We start from the raw sequence: 20,123 nt of genomic DNA on the forward strand, positions 1-20,123 counted from the left end.
CTTCAGTCGATCTGGTCGGCGAGCTGGACCGCGATGCGGCGCAGGGCGCTGCTGAGGCGATACTTGGCGGTGCCCTCGGGGATGCCGAGGGCCGCGCCGACCTCGCGGTAGGTCAGGCCCTGGTAGTAGGCGAGCAGGACCGCCCGGCGGTGGGTGTCCGGCAGGTCGTTGACGGCCTTGCGGACCTGCTTGTGCGCCAGGGACGTCATCACCGCGTCCTCCACGTAGGGCAGGACGACGTCGGGTTCGGCGACGGTGTGCCGGTACCGTTCGCTGGTCCGCTGCCGGCGCAGCCAGTCGATGGCGCGGCGGCGGCCGATCATGCACAGCCAGCCGCGCAGCCGGGACCGGGACGCGTCGAAGCGTTCGGGGCGCTGCCACAGGTCGGCGAAGACCTCCTGCACGATGTCCTCGGCGACGCCGGTGTCGCGGGTGATGTGCAGCGCCAGTCCGTACACGGCGCCGGCGTGTGTGTCGTACGCCTCGGCGAGGGCGCTCTCGCGCCCGGCCATCAGCGCGTCACGGATGCGCAGGTCGTCGTCCTCCGGTGCGTCCCACATGTCAGTCGCACCCCATCGTCGCGGCGACCCCGAGGAAGTCGGCGGCGGCCCGGGGGTCGCCGCCGACGGACACGCCCGCCGGGAGCGTGCCGACCCGGCCGGCGACGAGCCGGCAGAACAGTTCCGCGGCCACGGTGACCTCGGCGACCACGGTGCTGCCCGTGGTCGGGGTCGCCGCGGACAGCGCGACGAGGCGTTCGCCACCGCCCGGGCCGGTCAGCGTCAGGCGGAGGACCTGATGCGGGCGGCCCCGGCCGGCCGCGTCCATCGCCGCGGGCAGCAGCCGCAGGGCGAAGTCCGCGATGCGGCGCAGCTGCCGCGGTGGTGGCGGCTCCGGCGGCAGCGCCAGCAGGGTCCGCACGTCGTCGGCGTGGATCCAGGTCTCGAACACCCGCTGCGTCAGCGCCTCCCGCAGCGGCCGCCAGGCCGGCGCCCGTCCGGCCAGCGGCGCGGGCCGGTCCAGGGCGGGCGGTTCGGCCGCGGCGACGGTGCGGACCAGTTCGTCCGCCTGCGACCGCCAGCGCCGTCGCACGTCCACTGTGGACTCGTCCGGCCGGCCGCGCCGCACGATGCGGTCGCCGGCCCCCGTCGCGGCGGCGACCATGGTGTCGTTGGCCCGCAGGTGCGTGACGAGCGCGCGCACGGAGGCGTGCGGCCCGACCGGGCGCAGCCACAGCGGACCCGCGAGGCCACCGAGCAGCCGGTCGAACGCGGCGACCTGGGCGACGTACGGCGCGAGCAGCCCCTCGATCTCGGCGTCGCACGGCGGGCGGGCCGCCCGGGCCGCCGCCAGGACGCGGGCCCGCAGTTCGGGCGGCGGGCGGCGGTCGGCGAGCTCCCCCACCCACTCGGCGGCCGTGCGGAGCCGGTCGGCCTCCGCGGCACACCCGGGGCAGCCTGCCAGGTGCGCGGCCACGGCCGCCGCGTCGGTCCCGGCGCACGCGTCCATGACGTACGCGCCGAGCAGGTCGTCCGGATGGACGTCGGGCGCCATCGATACCTCCAGCCTGAAGGCACGCGACGGGCGTGCTCGAAGGTCCTTCGGCCGATCAAGCGCACCGGACGAACGACGTGACCCACGTCACAGCGTAGGCGGGGTCACCTGAGCGGCGGCCTGCCGGCGGCGGCTGCACGGGGCCGGCCCACGCGCCTGACGTCCGACTCCCGGGCCGTCCACGGCGCCGATCGGACGAACCGGGGCGCACGTGATTGACAGCGCCGGCGGCGGTGCGCACCCTGGGCGGACGTTTCCACTGGTCGAGGAGTCACCGCACGATGCCGTTCCGCCGCCGGTGGTGGGCCGCCGCCGCCCTGGGGGTCGCCGCGCTCGCCGCAACCACCGCCCCGCACGTGTCCGCGAACGGCACCGGCGACACCCGCGTCATCGGCGGCGTCTCCCTGATCAACGACGCGACCGGCCGGCCGGTCCTCGGTCTGAGCCCGGTCACCGACGGCACCGTGGTCGATCTGACCCGGCTGGCCGGCCGGGACCTCGACCTGCGCGCCGACCTCGCCCCGGGCGCGGACCCGGACGGCGTGACGTTCACGCTGATCGGCGCGGCGGGCGGTGGCGTCACCCGCACGGACGAACGGGCGCCGTACCAGGTCCGCCTGCCGGCGACTCCGGACACCTACACCCTGACCGTGCACGCCGAGGAAGCCGGCGCCCCGGTCACGGTGCGCTTCACGGTCGCCGCGACCCCGGCCACCCCGGCGCCCGTCGACGTGCTGTTCGTCGGCAACAGCCTGCTCGGCACCATGAACGCCGCCGGCGAGGACACCCCGGAGCTGGTGCGGCACCTGGCCGAGACAGCGGGCCGGACCATCCACGTCACGGAGGTCATCCACTCCGGCTACACGCTGCGACAGACCTGGGACGACGGGCTCCTGGCGACCCCGCTGGGCGGCGGCCGGCGATACGACTTCATCGTGCTGCAGGAGTACAGCACGCTCCTCGCGACCAATCCGGCGGCGGCGACGGACACGCTGCTCAACACGTATGCCCCGACGTTCGCCCGGGCGCTGAAACCGGGCGGGCGGGTCGTGCTGGTCAAGAACTGGGCCCTGGTCGACCCGGCCCCGTTCCCGTCCCGCGCCGCCGCCAAGGCCGCGATCGACGCCCACGCGGCGGCCCTGTCCGCCGCGCTGAGCACACCGAACCTGCTCGCCCCGATCGGCGACGCGTTCGAGACGGTCATCGCGGCCAAGGGGACGGCGTACCTCATCGCCCCCGACGGCAAGCACCCCAACGACGCCGCCATCTACCTGGACGCCGTCACTCTCTACGGCATCCTGTTCCGCGAGTCCCCGGCCGGCCTCGCGGACCTGTACCTGAGCCCGCCGGCGGCCGCCTACCTGCGATCGGTGGCGGCCGCCGCGATCGGGTACTGACCCGTCACCGGTGCAGGGTCGTCTCCCGCTCCAGGCGGGACAGCTTGTCCGGGTTGCGCACGGCGTAGAGCCCGGTGATCCGGCCGTCGTCGACGCGGACCGCGACGACGGTGTCGACCTCGCCGTCGACGTGGAAGATCAGCGCCGGGTAGCCGTTGACGTGCGCCGGCCGCAGCGACGTCAGGGCGGGGATCCTGGCCAGGACCTCGGCGACCCGGTCCATGCCGACCACGGGCACCAGGGCGGCCTGCCGGCGTCCGCCGCCGTCGCTGATGAACACCACGTCCGGCGCCAGGATGTCGAGCAGCGGCTGCAGGTCGCCCGTCTCCACCGCCCGCTGGAACGCGGTGAGCGCGTCGCGGGCCTGCGCCGCCGACGCGGCCCCGCGCGGGCGGCGGGCGGCGACGTGCGCGCGGGCCCGGTGCGCGATCTGCCGCACCGCCGCCTGGCTCTTGTCGACCGCCTCCGCGATCTCCTCGTACTCCAGGGCGAACACCTCCCGCAGCACGAACACCGCCCGCTCCGTCGGCGCGAGGGTCTCCAGCACCAACAACATCGCCATCGACACGCTCTCCGCGAGCTCGACGTCCTCCGCCACGTCGGGCGCGGTCAGCAGCGGCTCCGGCAACCACGGCCCGACGTAGGACTCCTTGCGCCGGTCGAGCGCGCGCAGCCGGTCCAGGGCCTGCCGGGTGGTGATCTTCACCAGGAACGCCCGGTGGTCCCGGACGGTGTCGAGGTCGACGCCCGCCCACCGCAGCCAGGTCTCCTGCAGGACGTCCTCGGCGTCCGCGGCCGAGCCGAGCATCTCGTAGGCGACGGTGAACAGCAGGTTGCGGTGCGCGACGAACGCCTCCGTTGCCGGGTCCATGGTTCCTCCACATGTGACGGTGCCGGGCACATGACGCCCGTGGGCGCCGTCTTGTGACAGCCCCGGCCGATGTCGTGTGTCACACGGCGGCGTGGTCACACGAGCCGTCCCGCCCGCGTCACTTGAGCGAACTCCCTCTGATGGAAGGAACCCGCTCATGACATCTCTGGATCGCGACTTCGGCGGCGACATCATCGAACCGGGCGCGGCGCAGTACGCGGCGGCCAGCCGCACGGTCCTCGCGTCGGGGAGCCCGGCCTACGTGCTCCGCCCGAAGACGGCCGGTGACGTGCAGGCGGCGGTCCGGTTCGCCGCCGGCGCGGGCCTGCCGCTGGCGGTGCGCGGCGGCGGGCACGCCTTCGCCGGCTTCGGCACCAACGACGGCGGCGTCGTGATCGACCTCGGTAACCTCGCGACCGTCGAGGTCCTCGACACCGACCGGCACCTCGTCAGGATCGGCGGCGGCGCCACCTGGGGTCAGGTCACGGCCGCCCTCGACCCGCACGGCCTGGCGATCTCCTCGGGTGACACCAGGAGCGTCGGCGTCGGCGGGCTGACGCTGTCCGGCGGCATCGGCTGGAAGGTCCGCAAGCACGGCCTGACCCTGGACAGCCTGGTCGCCGCGGACCTGGTCCTCGCCGACGGTTCGGTCGCGCGGGTCGGCGTGGAGGAGCACCCGGAGCTGTTCTGGGCGATCCGCGGCGGCGGCGGCAACTTCGGCGTCGTGACCGCGTTCGAGTTCGTGGCGCACCGCACGACCGACGTGTTCCACGGCCGCATCACGTTCCCCGCGGCGCAGGCAGCGGCCGTGCTGCGCGGCTGGGCGGATCACCTGCGCACCGCCCCCGAGGAGCTGACCTCGATCGCGAATCTCGCCAACCCGTTCGCTGGTGGGCCCGCCGCGCCGGTCGAGGTCCTCGTCACCTTCGACGGCGACGACCCGGAGCTCGCGGCCCAGGCCATCGACCCGATCCGGCGGCTCGGCACGGTGCTCGACGACGACGTCAGGCTGCAGCGGTACGCCGACACACTGGTCGACGGCGGGACTCCGCCGCCCGGCATCCGGCTGGTGACCCGCAGCGCGTTCGTCGACCCGGCGTCGGTGCCGGCGGCCGTGGCGGTCCTTGCCCAGGTCGCCACGTCGGCGGGGGCACCGATCATCGCCGTGCGCAGCGTCGGCGGCGCGGTGTCCCGCGTCCCGGCGGACGCCACCGCCTACGCGCACCGCGGCGCGGAACTGATGGTCGCGACCACGGTCGTGGGTCCGCCGCCGGTCGTCGAGGCCGCCGGTCCTGGGCTGGCGGCGATCTGGGGCCGGCTGGCACCGCACGTCACCGGCGCCTACGCGAACTTCCTCTCCGGCCGGGACGTCACCGCGGTCTACCCGCCGGAGACCTACCGGCGGCTCGCGGCGGTCAAGCGCCGGTTCGACCCGGGGAACCTGTTCGCCGGCAACCACAACGTCAGGCCGTGAGCTCCCGCACGACCTTCGCGAGCAGGGCCGGCTGGTCGAGCGGGATCAGGGTGTAGCTGTCCGGGACCTCGACCAGGTGGCCCTGCGGCAGCAGCCCGGCGAGGCGGCGGCCGTGCTCCGGTGGCATGACCCGGTCCCCGGCCGCCCAGACGACGACGGCGGGCCGGTCGAACGCCGGCAGGCCCGCCGCGGCGCGGACCAGCAGGTCCCGGTCGGCGAACGCGGCGCGCAGCACCCGGACGGTGTCCGCGGCAATGCCCGGCACGTCGAGCACGGGCCGGATCCAGCGCGCGGTGGTGGCGTCGCCGCGTTTCGTCAGCCAGCCGAACGCGAGCGGCAGCCGGCGCATGGGTTTGAGCCGCATCTGCTGCATGAACGCCTTGAACGCGGCGGGCGGGAGCTTGCCGGTGACGGCGAGGGTCCGGCCGGTGAGCCCGGGCGGGAGGTTGTCGAACGCCTCGCAGGACACCAGCACCAGGCCGCTGAAGCGCTCTGTCCTGGTCGGATCGGCGGCGATCAGCTGGGCGATCGCGCCTCCGGTGTCGTTGCCGACGAGAGTGACGTCGCGCAGGTCGAGGCGTTCGACGAGCTCGGTGACCAGCCTGGCCACCGCAGGTAGCGACAGGTCCGCGCCGGGCAGCGGGCGGCGGTGGGCGCCGAGCGGCAGGGTCGGGACCACGCACCGGTGTCCGGCGAGTTCGGGCACGACGGCGTCCCAGAGGGAGCCGTCCATGAGCAGCCCGTGCAGCAGCAGGACGACCGGCCCGTCACCGCCGGTGTCCTGGTAGTCGATGGTTCCCGCGGACAGTTCGATGACGGCCATGCACCAAGTGAACCACATGGTTCACATTGCGGCCAGGGTCAGCTTGCCGCCTCTCTTCGCGTTCGAGGGCGCGCAACAGCGCAGGGTCAGGTTGCCGCCTCTTCGCGTTCGAGGGCGCGCAGCAGCGCGGCGAAACCGGCCTCGACGCTCGCCGGGTCCGCGCCGATGACCCGGTTGAGCAGCAGCCCGCGCAGCGTGGCGAGGATCAGTTCGGCGACCTCGGTGCGGCGCCGCTCGGACCACTCCGGCGGGCACAGGGCGAGCAGCGGCGGCAGGTACTGCTGCGTCGCCTCACGGCCGAACTTCGAGTAGCGGGCCGGGTCGTACATCGCCAGCCCGGTCGACTGCTCCAGCACCCGGTGCCCGGAGCGCGGGTCGACGAGCACCGGCCACAGTGCCTCGATCCGGGCCGCCAGGGTGCCCTGCCCGGCCTGCAGCGCGGCGGCCGCCATGCTGTTGTCGATGCGGCGGGCACGCAGCCGGTCCACCGCCTGCACCAGCAGGTCGTCGACGCCGTCGAAGTAGTACAGCAGCACCTTGTGGGTGGTGCCGGCGGCCCGGGCGGCCCGGCGCAGCGAGAAGTCCACCAGGCCGTGTTCCGCCAGGTCCTCGGTGACCGACTCCAGCAGCGCCTGCCGCCGTGCCTCGCCCCGTGCCGAACCGGCCGAGCGCCGGTACCCCTGCTCCATCCCGCAAGGATGGCAGCCCTATCGCCGGCCGTTGTGCCACGGGCCGGTGATCACACAGGTCACCCCCGGGTACTGCACGTTGATGAACAGGTGCCGGCCGTCGGCGGTGAACGCGGCGCCCGCCAGTTCGCTGGCGCCGGTCGGCCCTGGATTCGGGAAGTCCTCCGGGTTCCAGTAATGCAGGTCCAGGGGCTCGATCACGCGGGCCAGGTTGGCGATGCCGCCGGACGGGGTGAGCACCCGCAGCCAGTTGTCGCCGCCGTCCTCGTCCTCGCCGTCGCCGTCCTCGGCGAGCAGGATCGTGCCGTCGGGGGCGACGGCGACGGTGTCCGGCTGGTTCAGGGTCTTCGGGTTCGGCGACTCGAACAGCAGCTGCAGCGTCCCGCGGTCGTGGCCGTCCGGCACGTACCGCCACACCTGGCCGTTACCGCCGTCGCCGGCCTCGCTCGCGACGAACGTGACGCCGCCGTCCGCCCACGCGGAGCCCTCGAGGCCGAGGAACCGGCAGCCGCCGCGGGCGCGGCCCTGCGAGTAGACGGCGCCGGGGTTGTCCTCGGCGTCGGTCGGGTCCGGCTCGTCGATGTCGACCCAGTGGGTGTCGAGGACCTCGCCGACCCGCTGGCCGGTGGCCGTGTCGTAGTCCTTGTCGCCGGTGACGGCGAGCATCTGCAGCCGCCCACCGGCGGCGAGCCGGCCGGTGCGGTTGGGCACGAAGCGGTAGAAGCCGTCGCCCGGGTCGCCGTTGTCCTCGGTCATGTACACGATCCCGGTGCGCGGGTCGACCGGCGCGGTCTCGTGCTCGAAGCGGCCCATCGCCTTCAGCGGCACCGGCGACACGGGTCCCCGCGCGTCGGCCGGCACCTCGAACACGTAACCGTGCGGCTTCTCGTATCCGGCGCCGACACCGTCGGTGGTCTCCTCGCACGTCAGCCACGAGCCCCACGGCGTCGGCGCGCCGCTGCAGTTGGACAGCGTGCCGTTGAGCACGAGGAAGCTCTCGACGAGCCGGCCGGCGGCGATGTCGTACAGCGACGACGTGCACCCGGCCGGCGCCGCGCGGTCGTAGGCGTCGCGCGGGCCGAGCGCGCGCCGCGTGACACCGGGGATGTCCAGGTCCAGCTCGTGGTTGCGGATCAGCCGCACCCTGCCCCGGCCGGCGGCGAACAGCGCCTGCCCGTCGTGGCAGCCGGGCGTCACGAGGCCGTCGTTCATCCTGGTGCCGGCGGCGCCGAACGTCCGGTAACTGAACCCGGCGGGCAGCGCCAGCTCCCGGCCGGCCGGTTTCAGCGGGCCGTACCCGTCGATCGGCCGGCCGTTCCCGCCCGGCGCGGCGGCGGCCTGGCCGGGGCTCAGGAACGCGCCACCGACCCCGCCGCCGACGAGGCCGAGACCGGTGACCGCCAGGACGTCGCGTCTGTTCAACACCATGGCGTCCATCATCGCGGTACGTCGGTGAACACCCCGCGACGTGCAGGCGACGATCAGCCCATCGGCATCACCCGGGCGACCCTGATCGTGGTGGCGTTGCCGGCGGCTGGGTAGGCGACGCTGCCGTCCGCGTAGGCCTTGAACGCCTGATACGCGTGGTCCTTCACGCCGATCGGAAACGTGCCGCCAACCGTCTTGCCGGCGGCGGTGTCGTAGACCTGCGCGGTCATCGAGGCGCCGGACTCCCACGCCAGCAGCATGCGACCGCTGCCGTAGGCGACCAGGTGTGGATGTGCCGTTTTCGCCGCGGTACTGACGCGCTGGTCGGACGCGCCGGTGCTGAAGTGCTCGAGGCGGGCCGTCCCGCCCTGGCTCCACGCGGTCCAGTACCCCTTCGCCTGCGCGAGGACGAGGTCGCCGCCGAACAGGGTGCCGTCGCAGGTGCCGGCGGCCACGGTCCGGTACGGGTTCGGCTGCGCGATGCGGCACGCGTTGTCGGTGGCGCACACCATCGCGAAGTGCTTCGTCCGAGGGTCCCACGCGATGCGGGTCGTCCAGCTGTGGCTGCAGCCGACCTCGAAGCTGTCGTGGCCTGGCACCAGTGCGCCGTTCGGGCCGACGACCTGCATCCGGTCACCCTCGTGGATGTCGACGCAGGCGCCGTTCCTGACCGTGATGGCGACGCCGAAGTACGCGGCGTAGTTGGTGCCGTCGTACGCGAGCCGGCCGTGGTGCTGATACCACCAGACGAACCGGGCGCCGTCGTCGTAGCCGGTGCGGCCGCCGGTCAGGTTCGTCACCTGCCGCTCCCACACCTGCTGCCCGTTCAGGTCGAACCGGATCATGTGCATGGTGTTGCACGGGCTGGACGACCCGCCGCACAGGGTGCCGCCGCCGCAGTTGCCCTTGCGGGTGAGCAGCAGGACCCCGCCGTTGGCGTCGGCCTGCACGTCCTGCAGGTCGATGCCGGTGAACGTGGTCGGGGTGCCGACGAGCTTGTCGGCGCAGTCCAGCCGGCCGAGGTGGACTTTGCCGTCGGTGCCCAGCCAGGCCAGCCACGACCCGCCGTCGGGGCGGGCGGCGATCGCCATCGGCAGCGGGTCGGTGTCGCCCTCGCGCCCGTAGCCGGTGACGCCCGCCCCCACCGGGACGTCGGTGACCTTCACCGCCGGTGCCGCGCCGACCGGGCGGGCGCACGCACCGGCGGTCGAGGCCGACGGCGAAACGGATCCTGAGGCGGCGGCGCCCAGGGCTTGCGCGCCCTCGGAGGGCAGGCCCGCCTGCTGGGCGCGGGCCTGCGGCGTCCCGTCGTCGCCGCCGGCTCCCGTGAACCAGTAGACGGTCGAGGCGAGGGCGATGGCTGCCGCCGTACCGACGCCGAAAACGACAATCAAGCGGCGCTTGCCGTGCAGGTCCATGCCGGAGGAGTCAACTGGGCGAAAACCTTTTCGGCAAGCCATGTGACGGCGCATGCGCAACTCTTCACGCGGACGAAAGCTTTCCCAAAGGCGGGTCCTCGCCCACGAGTCCGTCGATCGCCTCGCGGAGCAGGTCGGCGTGGCCGACGTGGCGGGCGTACTCGTCGTGCAGGTCCACGACGATCCGCCGCAGGTTCGGCGGGTTGCCGTCGTCGTCGGTCGTGTACTTCGCCGGCTGGTCCAGGCCGCCGTCGGCGAGCGCGGCGGCGAGCGCGGCCCGGGAGTGCGCGACCGCGCCGTGCCACAGGCCGTAGAGATACTCCGGGGTGTCGTCGGCGGCGCTGCGCCACACCCAGTCGGGGTCGGTCCTCGCCTCGGGCGCGTCCAGCGGCGGCCCGGGCGCCTCGCCGGTGAAGTCGATGGTGTAGAGCTCCTCCACCAGCGCCAGGTGTTTGAGCAGCCCGGCGAGGGTCAGCGTGGACGGCGGCTGGGGGCGGCGCAGCCCGGCCGCGTCCAGCCCGCCGCTCTTCCAGGCGAACTGGGCGCGGGATCGTTCGAGGGCGAACAGCAGCATCTCGGTCTCGCCGGCGGTCGCCGACGGCTCATCCAGGAAGGCCATGCGTCGCACCGTAGGGCGGGTTCCGGACGTTTCGCGTCCGGTTAAGGTGATGCAGTGGATTCCGGCCCCGGTCCCGCCGCGCGGGCGCTGCTCGCGCTCGAGGTCGTGCAGGCCAACCCGGGGATCACCGCCGATCGGCTGGCCGCCCGGCTCGGCGTGTCGGAACGGGCCGCCCGGCGTACCGTCGGGGTGCTGCGCGACGCCGGCATCCCGATCTCGTCGGTCCGCGGGCCCTACGGCGGATACAGCGTCGGCCGTGGCCTGCGGCTGCCTCCGTTGACGTTCACCGCCGATGAGGCCCTCAGCCTGGTCATGGCGGTCCTCGACGGCCACCACGACGCGAGCGACCCGGCCACCCCGGTCGGCGCGGCCCTCGGCAAGATCGTGCGGGCGCTGCCGGCGCAGGTCGCGGCGCAGGCGGACGCGGTCCGCAAGGCCACCGCACCGGCACCGGACCGCGCCGCCGCCCGGCCCGACCCGCAGACCACCAGCACGCTGGTGCAGGCCTGCACGGAGTTCCAGCAGGTGCGGGTGTGGTATCGGACCGGCTCCGGCAGTTCGTGGGACGCGTTGGTCGACCCGTGGGCGGTGGTCGTGCGGCACGGGCGGTGGTATCTGGTGTGCTGGTCGCATTCCGCCGGGGCGCGCCGCGCGTACCGGATCGACCGGGTCCAGCGGGTGGAGGTGTCAGCCGACGGGTTCGCGCCGCCGGCGCCGTTCGACCCCGTGGCCGTGCTGGAGGAGCATCTCGCGGTCGGCTGGGAGTACACGGTCTCGCTGATCCTTGCCGCGCCGTTGTCGGCGGTGGCGGGTCGCGTACCGCGGGCGCTGGGGAAACTCGAAGAAGTCGACGCGGACACGTGCCGCCTCACCGGGACGACCGGGAATCCGTGGTGGTATGCCGAACAGCTGGCGGCGTTGCCGGTGCCGTTCCGGGTCGTCGGGGGTCCTGAGCTGCGACACACGGTTCGGGTCGTCGGGTCTCGTCTGCTGTCATCTGTTGCGGACGAGCACGGCGCACCTTATAGCGTGGACGGGAGTCGGACGGATTTGGAGACGAGATGAGCAACGAGCTGATCCGGGTGCGCGGCGCGCGGGTGAACAACCTCAAGGACGTCAGCATCGAGATCCCGAAGCGGCAGCTGACGGTGTTCACCGGGGTGTCCGGCTCGGGCAAGAGCTCGCTGGTGTTCGGCACGATCGCGGCGGAGTCGCAGCGGCTGATCAACGAGACCTACAGCACCTTCGTGCAGGGGTTCATGCCCACGCTCGCCCGGCCCGACGTCGACGTCCTGGAGGGGCTGACCACCGCGATCATCGTCGACCAGCAGCGGATGGGCGCCGACCCGCGCTCGACCGTCGGCACCGCCACCGACGCCAACGCGATGCTGCGCATCCTGTTCAGCCGGCTCGGCCAGCCGCACATCGGCTCGCCGCAGGCGTTCTCGTTCAACGTCGCCTCGATCAGCGGCGCCGGCGCCGTCACGATCAAGAAGGCCGGCCAGACGGTGAAGGAGCGCCGCAGCTTCAGCATCACCGGCGGCATGTGCCCGCGCTGCGAGGGCCGCGGCAAGGTCAACGACATCGACCTTTCGCAGCTGTACGACGACAGCAAGTCCCTGTCCGAGGGCGCGCTCACGATCCCCGGGTACAGCATGGACGGCTGGTTCGGGCGCATCTTCAGCGGCTCCGGCTACTTCGACATGGACAAGCCGATCCGCAAGTACACGAAGAAGGAACTGCACGACCTGCTGCACCGGGAGCCGACGAAGATCAAGGTCGACGGCATCAACCTCACGTACGAGGGGCTCATCCCGAAGATCCAGAAGTCGATGCTGTCCAAGGACGTCGACGCGCTGCAGTCGCACGTGCGCGCGTTCGTGGAGCGGGCGGTGGTGTTCGCGGTCTGCCCCGAGTGCGGCGGCAGCCGGCTCAGCGAGGAGGCCCGCTCGTCGAAGATCGACGGCAAGAACATCGCCGACGCGTGCTCGATGCAGATCAGCGACCTGGCGTCGTGGGTCGGCTCTATTGGTGATTCGTCGGTGGCGCCTCTTGTCGCCGCGCTGCAGCACACGCTCGACTCGTTCGTGGAGATCGGCCTCGGATACCTGTCGCTGGACCGGCCGTCGGGCACGCTGTCCGGCGGTGAGTCGCAGCGGGTGAAGATGATCCGGCACCTGGGCTCGCCACTGACCGACGTCACGTATGTCTTCGACGAGCCGACCGTCGGGCTGCACCCGCACGACATCCAGCGGATGAACGAACTGCTGGTGCGCCTGCGCGACAAGGGCAACACGGTGCTCGTGGTGGAGCACAAGCCCGAGGTCATCGCGATCGCCGACCACGTGGTCGACCTGGGTCCCGGGGCGGGCTCGGGCGGTGGCACCGTGTGTTTCGAGGGCTCTGTCGACGGTCTGCGGTCCAGTGGTACGGTCACCGGCCGGCACCTGGACGACCGTTCTTGTTTGAAATCCTCGGTACGCCCATTCTCTGAGGTCTTGGAGATCCGTGGCGCGAAGCTGCACAACCTGCACGACGTGTCCGTCGACATCCCGCTCGGGGTGCTGTGCGTGGTGACCGGGGTGGCCGGATCGGGGAAGAGTTCCCTGGTGCACGGTTCCGTTCCCCCTTCGGCGAACGTCGTCTCGGTCGACCAGAGCCCGATCAAGGGGTCACGGCGCAGCAGCCCGGCGACGTACACGGGGCTGGCCGACCCGATCCGCAAGGCGTTCGCGAAGGCCAACGGGGTGAAGCCGGCGCTGTTCAGCGCGAACTCCGAGGGCGCCTGCCCCAACTGCAACGGCAACGGCGTCATCTACACCGACCTGGTGGTGATGGCGGGCGTCGCCACCACGTGCGAGGTGTGTGAGGGCAAGCGGTTCGAGGCATCGGTGCTGGAGCACAAGCTCGGTGGTTCGGACATCAGCGAGGTCCTGGCGATGTCGGTATCCACCGCGTTGTCGTTCTTCGGTCCCGGGGCCTCTCATGTTCCGGCCGCCCACGCCATCCTCACCCGGCTCTCCGACGTCGGGCTCGGATACCTCAGCATCGGCCAGCCCCTGACGACGCTGTCCGGCGGCGAGCGGCAGCGGCTCAAGCTGGCGACCCACATGGCCGACAAGGGCGGCATCTACGTGCTCGACGAGCCGACCGCCGGGCTGCACCTCGCGGACGTCGAGCACCTGCTGGGGTTGCTGGACCGCCTTGTCGACTCGGGCAAATCGGTCATCGTCGTCGAGCACCACCAGGCGGTGATGGCGCACGCGGACTGGATCATCGACCTCGGGCCGGGCGCCGGGCACGACGGCGGGCGGGTCGTGTTCGAGGGGACCCCTGCATCGCTGGTGGCCGCGAAGTCGACACTGACCGGCACGCACCTGGCGGAGTACGTCGGCGGCTGAGATTTTTGTCAGACCTCGTCGTTACAGTCACCGGCATGGACGAGGATCTGCTGGTGTTCTCCGCCGCGTGGCGCAAGGTGTTCATCCCGCGCCGCGGCGGAGCGCCCGGGCCGGCACTGAAGCTCGACCCTGCCCTGGGGACAGCCATGATCACGGCGGCGGCACCGGTGATCGAGACCCGGCTGACCCACGCTGACAGCGACCCCAGGCTCGTCGCGGCCGGGCGGGCGTATCAGGTCGACCCGGCCACCGGGCCGGCCGCCGGCGCCGGGGTCGTCGCGGCGGTGGTGCTGTTCCACGTGGGCTGGGACAGGACCGCACGGCTTGACGGTCTCGCCGACCTGTGGATCGCTTCGCGCGGCGTCGCGTTCGCCGCCGAGGCCACCGTCGAGGCGCTCGGGGTGGAGGTCGGCGGGCACACGGACATGGGCAAGGCGGTCCCGCCGCGCCTGCTGTGGCACAGCGCCGACGGCTGGGGGTTTGCCCGGCACTGGCTCATGCTCGCCACGCGGGTGCGGGCGGCCCTCGCCGTCGCGGCCGACGACGAGCACGCCGCTGCCGTAGCCGCGCTCGACGGCCACCGGGGACTGTCGCTACAGCGCCGCATCGCCACGTCGTTCCTGGCCCCGGGCCAGGGATCGTGGGTCGATGACGACTGTGCCGCCCTCGGCGGGGGCGACCAGCAGTATCTGCGCAAACTGCTGTGGTGTTCGGCCGACACCGCCGAGCAGCTGGACCGGGTTGCGCCGCCCAACGGCTGGTGGATGGCCCGCGACCCCGAGGCCGTCGCGACCGCCGTCGACGGCACCGGCACCGCCGTCACCCCGCACGCCCTTGCCTGGCTCGACTCCGGCACCTTCGCCGCCGACGTGCAGCAGCGGCTCCTCGGGATGCTCGCCCAGTTTCCGACCGACGAGGCGTTCGCCGCGCTGGTCGCCCGCCTCGACCGCAAGTACGTGCCGCTCGCCACCCTCGACGCGGCCCGCCGCTACCCGCGGCGGGCGCTGCGCCTCCTCGCCGCCGCCGACGGCCGGGCGGCCCGCGACCTGCTGCGCGTCCACGTCCTCGCCAACCAGGATCTCGTCGCCGCGGAGCTGCCGGCGCTGCCACCGCCCGCGCGGCAGCGGGTCGAGGCGATCCTCGCCGACCTGAGCGCCGTCCCCGACGCCCCGCCGTCAGCGCTGCCCGAGGTGTTGGTCACGCCGCCCTGGACGGCCCGGCGCGCCTCCTCCAAGCCGGTGGTCGTCAAGGGACTCACCGCCGCCGCGGAGCCCGTCGTCGACTGGGCGCCCGGCGAGCGCGACACCTGGGCCGCGATGCGCGCACAGCCCGCGGCGTGGTGGAACCTGGAGGGGTCGTTCGACGCGGCCGTTGCCCAGTTCCGGGCCGGCGACCTGCAAGGCCACTACGAGGCCACCCTCATGATCACCGGGCCTTCGGCGCTCATCGCCTCGTTGCTGCCGGCGTGGCAACCGAAGCGGATCTGGGACTCCCCGCAGTGGTTCCCGCAACTCGCCGCCCGCTACGAGCTGGCCGCCCTGCCCGCCGCCCTGCACCTGGCCGGCAAGAACGCGGCCGCGTGCACGCAGCTGCTGCTGCCGTTCGCCAGCCCCGACGTCGCCACGCACATGGCCGCCACCCTGGTCCGGTTCAAGTCATTGCGCGGCCTGGTGCTGGCCTGGCTCGACCGGCACCCGGCCTACGCCGCCCGGGCGCTGACCCCGGCCGCGTTCGGCCCGTCCGGCCCCGCCCGCCGGGCCGCCGAGGAGGCGCTGCGCGCGATCCCGATCCGGCACCGCGACGACGTCCTCGCCGCCGGCGCAACGCACGGCCCCGCCGCAGCCGCGGCCCTGGAGTCGTTGCTGGGCAAGGGTTCGCTGGAGGCCCTCCCGGCAAGGATGCCCGACCTGCCGGCCTGGGCGGACCCGAGCCTGCTGCCCCGGATCCTGCTCGCGGACCGCTCCGCCGCACTCGGCACCGAGCCGACCCGGCACTTCTGCACCATGCTGGCCATCTCCCGGCCCGGCGAGGTGTATGCCGGCGTGCCGCTGGTGCTCCCCCAGCTCGACCGGCGTTCCGTCGCCGAGTTCGCCTGGGCCCTGTTCACGCAGTGGCAGTCCGTCGGCGCGCCGCCGAAGGAGCCCTGGCCCCTGCAGGCGCTGCAGTGGCTCGGCGACGACGACACCGTCCGCCGGCTGTCCCCGGTGATCCGCGCCTGGCCCGGCGAGGGCGGCCACGCCAAGGCGGTGACCGGCCTCGACGTGCTCGCCGGCATCGGCACCGACCTTGCGCTGACCCACCTGCACGGCATCGCCCAGAAGGCGAAGTTCAAGGGCCTCAAGGAGCGCGCCACGGAGAAGGTCGCCGAGGTCGCGGCCGGCCTGGGCCTCACCGCCGAGCAGCTGGCCGACCGGCTCGTCCCCGACCTCGGCCTGGACGCGACCGGCACCCTGCGCCTGGACTACGGCCCCCGGCAGTTCGTGGTCGGCTTCGACGAGCACCTCAAGCCCTACGTCACCGACCCCACCGGCGCCCGCCGCAAGGACCTGCCGAAGCCCGGCACCCGCGACGACGAGACGCTCGCCCCGGCGGCGTACCTGCGCTACAGCGGCCTGAAGAAGGACGTGCGCACGATCGCCGCGGACCAGATCCACCGCCTCGAGGCCGCCATGGTGTCGCAACGCCACTGGCCCGCGTCCTCGTTCCGCGACCACCTCGTCGCCCATCCCCTCCTGGGCCACATCGTGCGCCGCCTCGTGTGGACGGCCTCCACCGACGACGCTTCGCCGGCCGGCGCGGGCGGCGCGGGCGACGCGGTCGGCCTGGGCGACGCTTCGCCGGGCGGCGCGGGCGACGCTTCGCCGGTCGCGTTCCGGGTCGCCGAGGACGGCACCTTCGCCGACGCCGACGACAACGCCTTCGACCTGCCGCCCGCCGCGACGGTCGCCGTCGCCCACCCACGGCAGCTCGGCTCGCAGGTCGCCGGATGGGCGGAGGTGTTCGCCGACTACGAGATCCTCCAGCCCTTCGCCCAGCTGGGCCGCGCGGTGCATGCGCTGACCGCCGAGGAGCGGGCGTCCGCCGAGCTCACCCGGTTCGCCGGCCGCAAGGTGCCCACGACGACGCTCCTCGGTCTCGAACGCCGCGGCTGGCAGCGCGGTGTGCCCCAGGACGCCGGTGTCCAGGGCTGGATCTGGCGCCCCACCCCGACCGGCCGCGCCGTCGTCATCGACCTCAACCCGGGCATCCCGATCGGCGCCTTCGACATCTCCCCCGAGCAGGAGGTCACCACCGTCTGGCTGAACCACCGCGCGTGGGGCGACTGGCTCCCCCAGCACCTCACGCTGCCGTTCGCCGAACTCGACGACGTGACCGCCTCAGAGGTGCTCCGCGACCTGACCGACATCCTCGGCCAATGAGCGAACGCGCCTGTCCACGCCGCCAGAACCACCGGGCGCACGGTCTTGTGGCCGCGGCCGAGCTCGACGACGTGACCGACATCCTCAACCCAATGGGCAAGCGCGCCTGTCCACGCCGCCAGAACCATCCACCGCATGGTCTGGCAGCCGCAGCCGAGCTCGACGACGTGACCGACATCCTCAACCCAATGGGCGAGCGCGCCTGTCCACGCCGCCAGAACCACCCAGCGCACGGTCTTGTGGCCTCAGCCGAGCTCGACGACGTGACCGACATCCTCGACCAATGAGCGAACGCGCCTGTCCACGCCGCCAGAACCACCCACCGCATGGTCTTGTGGCCGCACCAGACCGGGTAGCGCCGTGTGCCGCTGCTGCTGACGGCCCGGACCGTGCTGCGCCGTCCGTCCGTGCGCGACCTGGTCCCGGCCGGCATCTCCTGCAGGCGGTCCTCCGGTGCAGGCCGGCTGCGAGCTTCCGCCCGGCAATCCAGATCGACGTGCTCACCCGCGAGCAGCGCCGCACCCATCCGCGACAATCGCCTCGCCACCAGAGCCCCCACAGACGCGATCCGAGGCACCGTCCATGACCACCCTTGAGCGCGACGCCGCACTCGCCCGCTCCCTCTACCACCTCGCAACCGACACCCTGTCGTGGCTCGACGCCCACGTCACCGACGATCAGGACGAACCGGACGTCGACGCCGACGCACTGGCCCGCATGCGACGCAGCGTCGACTGGCTGCTCGCCCGCCTGCCAGCCGACGAACGTGCCCGCATCGAGGCCGGCAAGGCAGCCGCCGCGTCCCTGCCCGCCGTCGCAGGCATCTTCGTCGACGTGCAATGGTGGGTGGGCGCCTGCGACGAGGACGAGATCGACCTGGACGTGGCGGTCAAAATGCAGGAGAGCGTCGTCTCGCACCTCCTCGCCCTGCCCGACGACCAGCGCGACCGGCTCGTCCAACTCCTCGCCGAACTCGCCGCAGCCGAGCCACACACCGGCCGGCGCCACGAGCTACTGGCCTTCGCCGACGAGTGCGGCCTGACCGACGACGAGGAGGAGTCGCAGCACGAAGCACCGGACCATCGGGAGTGGGTGCGTCCCGAAGACCGCTGATGCCACCGGCCCTCCCGGGCCGCACCCCGCCGGGCCGCGTCCTGCCGGCCCGCATCTACCACGCCGCGGCCTGCAGGGCGTATCCCGCCGGGCCCGCACCCACCACGCCGCCTCCGCCGGGCCGCGTCCTGCCTCGAGGAGCCTGGGTCGCCATCGACCTTCCGTGATCACGGCGGCGGGCGGGCGTGGTGTGGCAGCGGCCCGCGTCGCAGTCGGCCCAGACCCCACGCCCGGACAGCCATGACGTTGCGCGACGATCTCCGTCCGAGGCGCAGCGCTCCCCCGGCCCAGCCGCCGACCAAGGCCATCGGCCCGGGCCGTTTGGCGCCGCACGAAGGAACACGACCCGACCCTGCCACCGATCAGATCATGGATCCTCAGAACCATCGCCCATACCAACACCTTGAAGCGGTGATCTTGAACTACCTGGTGAATCGGTGTCCACCGGCGGTCAGTGATTCACCAGGTAGTTCAAGAGCCAGGTTCCACCGTGGCCTACTGCAGCAGCTCGTCCGATGCATCCTGATCATCGCCGCGACTGTTTGGCGCCACCGACCGACACCCTCGACGGCGGTGGCCGCCCCAATTCGGCATCGGGACGTCCCCGCAACGCAACACTGGCCGGATCACGCTAGAGCTCAAACAACGATCACCCACACCAACTCATGACGAAGGAGCCGGGCGGCCACCCCGGCAACCAGCCAGCGACTTCGATCAACAACAAGCGGCCGAGCCCGACGCAGCTCAGCGGTGGCGGGGCGTTCAGAGTTGGATGATGCTGCCCGTGCGGGGTGGGGTGCGGCCGGCGAGCGCGTCGAGCCACGCGGCTCGCAGTGCTTCCGGGCCGTGGCCGGTCTCGACGTCGACCCAGCCGGCGGCGACCGCCGCGAAGCGATGCCAGGCCTCGCTGAAACGGCGGTCGAGGCCGTCGCGGCCCCAGTCGGTGGTCCGTTTGCGCATCTGGTCCGGCGCGAAGAAGACCTCGCCGGCGGCGTCGGCGTTCGGGACCTGGTTGGTGAGGCCGACGGCGATATCGCGAACGAGCCGGTCGCCGAAGTGCTCGCGGACGGCGGCGCGGGTGGCGGGGGCACCCGACAGGTCGAGGTAGGCGGTCGGCACCACGTCGAGGGCGGTGACGTCGGCGTACGACACGACCCGGTCGTAGCAGCCGAGCGACTCGGTGAAGGCGACATTGCCCGCGGAGGTGAGCCCGATCAGTTGCGGACCGCGGCCGCGCAGCTCGAAGGCGGTGGCGTAGGCGGTCTTGCTCGACGCCGAGGACAGCAGCAGCTGCGCCGCGCCGTGGCAGTCGTTGTCCAGGAGCTGGTCGGCGAGCATGAACGAGGTGAAGAACAGCGGCCGGAACAGGATCAGCAGGTCCTCCTGGTCGCTGCGATAGGCAGCGTCGCCGGTCGTCAGCCGGTATGCGTTGTACGGCGACGGCAGCCCGGCGCGGTGCGGGGCGCCGTCGCGGAAGCCGGTCGCGTCGACCCGGACCGAGCGCACCACCAGGTGGCTGGCCGGCGGGAGGTAGCCGTAGAGGCGCTGTCCGGCGTCGATTCCCGGTACCGTGGAAACCGCCACCTCGGCGAAACCCCACAGCGGCACCAGTCCCTGAGCGGCGGTGAGGCCGCGGGGCTCGGGCGGGAAGAACTCCCAGTAGCGCATCGACTCGCCGAGCACGGCGTAGGTGACGTTGTTGGCGGTCAGGCCGACACGGTCCACGCGCAGCAGCACCTCGCCGTCGGCCGGCTCTGGCACCGGTCCTTCGACGAGGGCGGTCCGGGCGAGATCGTCACGGGCGACGGCGAGGGTCCAGGCGGCGGGCATGGCGCGAGGCTAGGCAGCGGATCGCGGCGGGACAACGCCGCACCGGGTGACATGCGCCATCGCGGGCCTCCGTCGAACGCGCCGTCT

16 protein-coding genes are annotated in these 20,123 nt (G+C 72.9%); 7 read left to right on the forward strand and 9 right to left on the reverse strand.

The genetic code is table 11. The annotated features are described in order from the left end of the window. Positions 1 to 2: 2 nt before the first annotated feature. Both ACFPIJ_RS35985 and ACFPIJ_RS35990 read right to left on the reverse strand, forming a co-directional pair. Entirely contained in the window at positions 3 to 560 is a 558-nt protein-coding gene (locus ACFPIJ_RS35985; protein WP_380122020.1) for an RNA polymerase sigma factor, read from the reverse strand. Position 561: 1 nt separating this feature from the next. Beyond that, a complete protein-coding gene (locus ACFPIJ_RS35990) occupies positions 562 to 1,554 on the reverse strand; it encodes a zf-HC2 domain-containing protein (RefSeq protein ID WP_380122022.1) in 993 nt (330 codons plus the stop codon). 281 nt (positions 1,555 to 1,835) lie between these two features. Between ACFPIJ_RS35990 and ACFPIJ_RS35995 the strand changes: the two genes are divergently transcribed. Further along, positions 1,836 to 2,951, forward strand: coding sequence for a hypothetical protein (locus tag ACFPIJ_RS35995; protein WP_380122024.1), 1,116 nt, complete (start codon positions 1,836 to 1,838; stop codon positions 2,949 to 2,951). Positions 2,952 to 2,955: 4 nt separating this feature from the next. On the opposite strand, the gene ACFPIJ_RS36000 is transcribed toward ACFPIJ_RS35995, so the two are convergent. Then, complete coding sequence (locus ACFPIJ_RS36000) at positions 2,956 to 3,822, reverse strand: RNA polymerase sigma-70 factor (protein ID WP_380122026.1); 867 nt, start codon at positions 3,820 to 3,822, stop codon at positions 2,956 to 2,958. 157 nt (positions 3,823 to 3,979) lie between these two features. Here ACFPIJ_RS36000 and ACFPIJ_RS36005 point away from each other — a divergent pair, with 157 nt between their 5' ends. Further along, positions 3,980 to 5,296, forward strand: coding sequence for an FAD-binding oxidoreductase (locus ACFPIJ_RS36005; RefSeq protein ID WP_380122027.1), 1,317 nt, complete (start codon positions 3,980 to 3,982; stop codon positions 5,294 to 5,296). Here ACFPIJ_RS36005 and ACFPIJ_RS36010 read toward each other — a convergent pair. The 5 genes from ACFPIJ_RS36010 to ACFPIJ_RS36030 form a co-directional block, all read right to left on the reverse strand. Beyond that, a complete protein-coding gene (locus ACFPIJ_RS36010; RefSeq protein WP_380122029.1) occupies positions 5,286 to 6,119 on the reverse strand; it encodes an alpha/beta fold hydrolase in 834 nt (277 codons plus the stop codon). The genes ACFPIJ_RS36005 and ACFPIJ_RS36010 overlap by 11 nt on opposite strands. 86 nt (positions 6,120 to 6,205) lie before the next feature. Next, positions 6,206 to 6,808, reverse strand: coding sequence for a TetR/AcrR family transcriptional regulator (locus ACFPIJ_RS36015; RefSeq protein ID WP_380122031.1), 603 nt, complete (start codon positions 6,806 to 6,808; stop codon positions 6,206 to 6,208). 18 nt (positions 6,809 to 6,826) lie between these two features. After that, a complete protein-coding gene (locus tag ACFPIJ_RS36020) occupies positions 6,827 to 8,236 on the reverse strand; it encodes an alkaline phosphatase PhoX (RefSeq protein ID WP_380122033.1) in 1,410 nt (469 codons plus the stop codon). A 53-nt stretch (positions 8,237 to 8,289) separates the two neighbouring features. Then, positions 8,290 to 9,654 (reverse strand): hypothetical protein, encoded by a 1,365-nt coding sequence (locus ACFPIJ_RS36025; RefSeq protein WP_380122035.1) that lies wholly within the window; start codon positions 9,652 to 9,654, stop codon positions 8,290 to 8,292. A 64-nt stretch (positions 9,655 to 9,718) separates the two neighbouring features. Further along, complete coding sequence (locus ACFPIJ_RS36030; protein ID WP_380122036.1) at positions 9,719 to 10,273, reverse strand: mycothiol transferase; 555 nt, start codon at positions 10,271 to 10,273, stop codon at positions 9,719 to 9,721. Between the two features lie 54 nt (positions 10,274 to 10,327). Between ACFPIJ_RS36030 and ACFPIJ_RS36035 the strand changes: the two genes are divergently transcribed. From ACFPIJ_RS36035 to ACFPIJ_RS36055, 5 genes are all read left to right on the forward strand, one after another. Beyond that, on the forward strand, positions 10,328 to 11,338 hold the full coding sequence (locus tag ACFPIJ_RS36035; RefSeq protein WP_380122038.1) for a helix-turn-helix transcriptional regulator: 1,011 nt from the start codon (positions 10,328 to 10,330) through the stop codon (positions 11,336 to 11,338). Further along, positions 11,335 to 13,674 (forward strand): ATP-binding cassette domain-containing protein, encoded by a 2,340-nt coding sequence (locus tag ACFPIJ_RS36040; protein ID WP_380122040.1) that lies wholly within the window; start codon positions 11,335 to 11,337, stop codon positions 13,672 to 13,674. The genes ACFPIJ_RS36035 and ACFPIJ_RS36040 overlap by 4 nt, the downstream gene beginning before the upstream one ends. Positions 13,675 to 13,709: 35 nt before the next feature. Next, positions 13,710 to 17,093 carry a DUF4132 domain-containing protein gene (locus ACFPIJ_RS36045; protein WP_380122042.1) on the forward strand — a complete coding sequence of 1,128 codons (3,384 nt, stop codon included), beginning with the start codon at positions 13,710 to 13,712 and terminating at the stop codon, positions 17,091 to 17,093. Beyond that, positions 17,090 to 17,380: a hypothetical protein gene (locus ACFPIJ_RS36050; protein ID WP_380122044.1), complete on the forward strand. Its 291-nt coding sequence runs from the start codon at positions 17,090 to 17,092 to the stop codon at positions 17,378 to 17,380. Before ACFPIJ_RS36045 ends, ACFPIJ_RS36050 begins: the two co-directional genes overlap by 4 nt. A 295-nt stretch (positions 17,381 to 17,675) precedes the next feature. After that, positions 17,676 to 18,206, forward strand: a complete 531-nt coding sequence (locus tag ACFPIJ_RS36055) for a hypothetical protein (protein ID WP_380122046.1) — start codon at positions 17,676 to 17,678, stop codon at positions 18,204 to 18,206. Positions 18,207 to 18,968: 762 nt separating this feature from the next. On the opposite strand, the gene ACFPIJ_RS36060 is transcribed toward ACFPIJ_RS36055, so the two are convergent. After that, the gene (locus tag ACFPIJ_RS36060; RefSeq protein ID WP_380122048.1) at positions 18,969 to 20,036 is read right to left on the reverse strand and encodes a DUF2855 family protein; all 1,068 of its coding nucleotides are present in this window, start codon (positions 20,034 to 20,036) and stop codon (positions 18,969 to 18,971) included. Positions 20,037 to 20,123: the final 87 nt, after the last annotated feature.

Source organism: Dactylosporangium cerinum (assembly GCF_042653625.1).
GTDB lineage: Bacteria > Actinomycetota > Actinomycetes > Mycobacteriales > Micromonosporaceae > Dactylosporangium > Dactylosporangium cerinum.

Bases quoted from the DNA above. Each gene is read 5' to 3' on its own strand.
- ACFPIJ_RS36000 (WP_380122026.1), bottom strand. From the start codon at position 3,822: ATGGACCCGGCAACGGAGGCGTTCGTCGCGCACCGCAACCTGCTGTTC.
- ACFPIJ_RS35995 (WP_380122024.1), top strand. From the start codon at position 1,836: ATGCCGTTCCGCCGCCGGTGGTGGGCCGCCGCCGCCCTGGGGGTCGCC.
- ACFPIJ_RS35985 (WP_380122020.1), bottom strand. From the start codon at position 560: ATGTGGGACGCACCGGAGGACGACGACCTGCGCATCCGTGACGCGCTG.
- ACFPIJ_RS36060 (WP_380122048.1), bottom strand. From the start codon at position 20,036: ATGCCCGCCGCCTGGACCCTCGCCGTCGCCCGTGACGATCTCGCCCGG.
- ACFPIJ_RS36050 (WP_380122044.1), top strand. From the start codon at position 17,090: ATGAGCGAACGCGCCTGTCCACGCCGCCAGAACCACCGGGCGCACGGT.
- ACFPIJ_RS36005 (WP_380122027.1), top strand. From the start codon at position 3,980: ATGACATCTCTGGATCGCGACTTCGGCGGCGACATCATCGAACCGGGC.
- ACFPIJ_RS36055 (WP_380122046.1), top strand. From the start codon at position 17,676: ATGACCACCCTTGAGCGCGACGCCGCACTCGCCCGCTCCCTCTACCAC.
- ACFPIJ_RS36020 (WP_380122033.1), bottom strand. From the start codon at position 8,236: ATGGTGTTGAACAGACGCGACGTCCTGGCGGTCACCGGTCTCGGCCTC.
- ACFPIJ_RS36045 (WP_380122042.1), top strand. From the start codon at position 13,710: ATGGACGAGGATCTGCTGGTGTTCTCCGCCGCGTGGCGCAAGGTGTTC.
- ACFPIJ_RS36010 (WP_380122029.1), bottom strand. From the start codon at position 6,119: ATGGCCGTCATCGAACTGTCCGCGGGAACCATCGACTACCAGGACACC.
- ACFPIJ_RS36025 (WP_380122035.1), bottom strand. From the start codon at position 9,654: ATGGACCTGCACGGCAAGCGCCGCTTGATTGTCGTTTTCGGCGTCGGT.
- ACFPIJ_RS35990 (WP_380122022.1), bottom strand. From the start codon at position 1,554: ATGGCGCCCGACGTCCATCCGGACGACCTGCTCGGCGCGTACGTCATG.
- ACFPIJ_RS36030 (WP_380122036.1), bottom strand. From the start codon at position 10,273: ATGGCCTTCCTGGATGAGCCGTCGGCGACCGCCGGCGAGACCGAGATG.
- ACFPIJ_RS36015 (WP_380122031.1), bottom strand. From the start codon at position 6,808: ATGGAGCAGGGGTACCGGCGCTCGGCCGGTTCGGCACGGGGCGAGGCA.
- ACFPIJ_RS36040 (WP_380122040.1), top strand. From the start codon at position 11,335: ATGAGCAACGAGCTGATCCGGGTGCGCGGCGCGCGGGTGAACAACCTC.